This is a genomic window from Saccharomonospora halophila 8 (assembly GCF_000383775.1).
Lineage (GTDB): Bacteria > Actinomycetota > Actinomycetes > Mycobacteriales > Pseudonocardiaceae > Saccharomonospora > Saccharomonospora halophila.
Window position 1 is genome coordinate 3088 of sequence record NZ_KB912543.1, and the last position, 3142, is coordinate 6229.

Below are 3142 nucleotides of genomic sequence, written 5' to 3' on the forward strand. Positions count from 1 at the left end.
CCACCGCGAGCGCCGGGGACGACACGGCCGGTGGGGCCGGGGGCCGGGTACTGCCGGACGTGTCCGCCGACGACGCGTTGCGCTCGGCGCTGGAGGCGGTGCTGCTGGTGGTGGACGCGCCCGCGAACGAGGAGTCGCTCGCCGGGGCGCTGGAGCAGCCGGTGGACCGGGTCACCGAGATGCTGCGCACGATGGCGGAGGACTACAAGGACCGCGGCAGCGGCATCGACCTGCGGCGCGTGGCGGACGGGTGGCGCTTCTACACCCGGGACACCTACGCACCGTTCGTGGAGAAGCTGCTGCTCGACGGGCAGCGGTCCAAGCTGACCCGGGCCGCGCTGGAGACGCTGGCGGTGGTGGCCTACCGGCAACCGGTGACCCGGTCGCGGGTCGCGGCGGTGCGGGGTGTCAATGTCGACGGTGTCGTGCGCACACTGCTGGCCCGGGGGCTGATCGAGGAGAGCGGCACCGACCCGGAGACCGGCGGCACCCTGTACGGCACGACGGAACTGTTCCTGGAGCGGTTGGGGCTGTCGTCGTTGTCCGACCTGCCCCCGATCGCCCCCCTGCTTCCCGAGGTGGATTCGATTGACGACGGCTGACCGGTACGCGGACCGGCCCGAGGGCGTGCGGTTGCAGAAGGTGCTCTCCCGGGCGGGGGTCGCCTCCCGCCGCGCGGCGGAGGAGATGATCGCCGACGGCCGGGTGAGCGTGGACGGCGCGGTGGTGCGGGAACAGGGCCGCCGGGTCGACCCGGAGACCGCCGTGATCCACGTCGACGGGTCGCGGGTGGTGGTCCGCGACGACCTGGTGTACCGGGCGCTGAACAAGCCGCGCGGCGTGCACAGCACGATGACCGACGACCGGGGCAGGCCCTGCGTGGGCGACTACGTCGCCGACCGGCGACTGTTCCACGTCGGCAGGCTCGACGCCGACACCGAGGGCCTGCTGCTGCTGACCAACGACGGCGACCTGGCGCACAGACTGATGCACCCGTCGTTCACCGTGCCCAAGACCTACGTCGCCGAGGTCGAGGGCACGGTGTCCCGGGGGCTGGGCGCGACGCTGCGGGAGGGTGTGTCGCTGGAGGACGGGCCCGTGCGCGTCGACGAGTTCCGCATCCTCGACACCCGTCCCGGCCGCACCCTGGTGGAGCTCGTGCTGCACGAGGGCCGCAACCGCGTCGTCCGGCGGCTGCTGGACGAGGCCGGCCACCCGGTCCGCAAGCTGGTCCGCACGGCGGTGGGCGATGTCCGGCTCGGCGACACGAAACCGGGCACCGTCCGCCCGCTCACGCACGCCGAGGTCGGGGCGCTCCACCGTGCGGCCGAGTCCGGCGGGTGAGGGGCCGAAAGTGCGGCGTGGGGTGTTCCCACCCGTCCTGTTCCGGCGTATCTTCGGCAGTTCTCGGGAAAGTCCGACCCGGGAGGCGGCGATGAATGCTCCAACGGCTCAGGAGTGGTCTCTCAAGGGAATCTGGTTCGACGCCTGCAAGTGCGCCGTGCCGTGTCCGTGTTCGTTCGCGCAACCACCGACCTATGGTGACTGCGAAGGCATCCTGCTCTGGCACCTCCGCGAGGGGCGTTACGGCGACGTACCGCTCGACGGCCTGAACGTCGCGATGCTCGGCTCGTTCACCGGAAACGTCTGGAGCGGGCAGCACACCGACGCCTACGCGGCGGCGTTCTTCGACGACCGTGCCGACGACGACCAGCGCGAGGCGCTGCACACGATCTTCGGCGGTGCGGCGGGCGGTTGGCCCGCCGAGTTCGGCGAGGTGTTCGGTGCCGAGATGCGGGGCATGGAGTCCGTGCCCATCGAGGTGGACATCGCGGACGACCTGGCGAGTTGGCGGATGCGCATTCCGGACCGGGCCGAAGCCACGGTCACCGCGTTGGCGGGACCCACGTCACCGGAGGGTGCGCGGGTCGAAGTGCACAATCTGCCCGGTTCGGAGGTCGGGCCGGGCCACGGGCCGTCGATCTGGGGACGTGCGGACACCGACCGCGCCGACGCGTTCGGCTTCCGGTGGGACCGCACCGGGTACTCCAGTAAGCTGATCCCGTTCGACTGGTCCGGACCCGACGCGGCATGACCGGCGGGGTGCTGCGCGCACCGGGTTCGCTGCGCACCTGGACGTGGGTCGAGGCGGCACTGGCGTTGGTGCTGCTGGTGCTGGCGGGACTCGCCTGGTGGCTCACGGCGAGTATGTCGATGCCGGGCATGCGCACCGGCCTGCTGACCGGCGCGGGTGCGACGGACGGCGGCATGGCCATGACCGCCCCCGGCGGGCACGCCGCGTTCTGGCTCTTCCTGGTCATGTGGGTCGTGATGATGGCGGCGATGATGCTGCCCGCCGTGGTCCCGTTCACGGTGACCATGAGCAGGCTGCTGCGCGGGGCCGCGCCCGGCCACGGCGGTCCGGCGGCACTGACCGCGGGCTACCTGGTGGTGTGGGGTCTGCTCGGTCTCCTGGCGTACCTGGTCCTGCGGTGGTTCGACAGCGTGGCCGCGGGCGGCACCACGACGGCCGTGCGGGCGGGCGCGGCCGTGCTGTTCGTCGCGGGGGTGTTCCAGTTCACGCCGCTCAAGCGGTGGTGTCTGGTGCACTGTCGTTCCCCGGTCGCGCAGGTGCTGCGGCACGGCGCACGGGCCCGGAAGAGCCGATGGGGGGCACTGGCGGTCGGGGTGCGGCACGGCGGCTACTGCGTGGGGTGCTGTTGGGCACTGATGGCGGTGCTGCTGGCCGTCGGCGTGATGAACCTGGCGTGGATGGCCGCCGTCGCCGCGGTGATCACCGTGGAGAAGACCCTGCCGCAGGGTGAGCTCATCCCCCGCGTGCTCGGCGGTGTCCTGCTTCTCGCGGGTGGGGTGCTGCTGGCGTTGCCCGGCGTCCTCGTTTCCGGGTGATCCCGGCCGATCCTCGCCGGGTCACGCCTCCGGGTCGTGCAGCCGCAGGTCGAGGCCCCCGGTCAGCCGGAGTTCGCGGACGGTGCGCTCGCCGGTGTCCAGGGTGCGCACCGTGCCGTCCGGGTGCCACCCCGCGTGGCGGTAGAGGTTCAGCGTCGCCGGGTCGGACTGCGCCACCCACGCGATACCCCGTTCGGCACCGTGCTCCCGCAGGGCGGTGGCCGCCGCCGCG

4 protein-coding genes and 1 pseudogene are annotated in these 3142 nt (G+C 72.5%); 4 read left to right on the forward strand and 1 reads right to left on the reverse strand.

Going from position 1 to position 3142, the window contains the following annotated elements; all coding sequences use genetic code 11:
- The 4 genes from scpB to SACHA_RS0110595 form a co-directional block, all read left to right on the forward strand.
- Positions 1-602 (forward strand): SMC-Scp complex subunit ScpB (scpB, locus tag SACHA_RS21475; RefSeq protein ID WP_019809525.1); only part of this gene is annotated, 602 nt, incomplete at its 5' end.
- A complete protein-coding gene (locus SACHA_RS0110585; RefSeq protein ID WP_019809527.1) occupies positions 589-1344 on the forward strand; it encodes a pseudouridine synthase in 756 nt (251 codons plus the stop codon). The genes scpB and SACHA_RS0110585, both read left to right, overlap by 14 nt.
- A 91-nt stretch (positions 1345-1435) precedes the next feature.
- Positions 1436-2095: a DUF1326 domain-containing protein gene (locus SACHA_RS0110590; RefSeq protein ID WP_028663068.1), complete on the forward strand. Its 660-nt coding sequence runs from the start codon at positions 1436-1438 to the stop codon at positions 2093-2095.
- Positions 2092-2910 carry a DUF2182 domain-containing protein gene (locus SACHA_RS0110595; protein ID WP_019809531.1) on the forward strand — a complete coding sequence of 273 codons (819 nt, stop codon included), beginning with the start codon at positions 2092-2094 and terminating at the stop codon, positions 2908-2910. The genes SACHA_RS0110590 and SACHA_RS0110595 overlap by 4 nt, the downstream gene beginning before the upstream one ends.
- 21 nt (positions 2911-2931) lie before the next feature.
- Here the strand turns inward: SACHA_RS0110595 and SACHA_RS21480 are convergent.
- A pseudogene (locus tag SACHA_RS21480) lies at positions 2932-3142 on the reverse strand (GNAT family N-acetyltransferase); the annotation flags it as partial.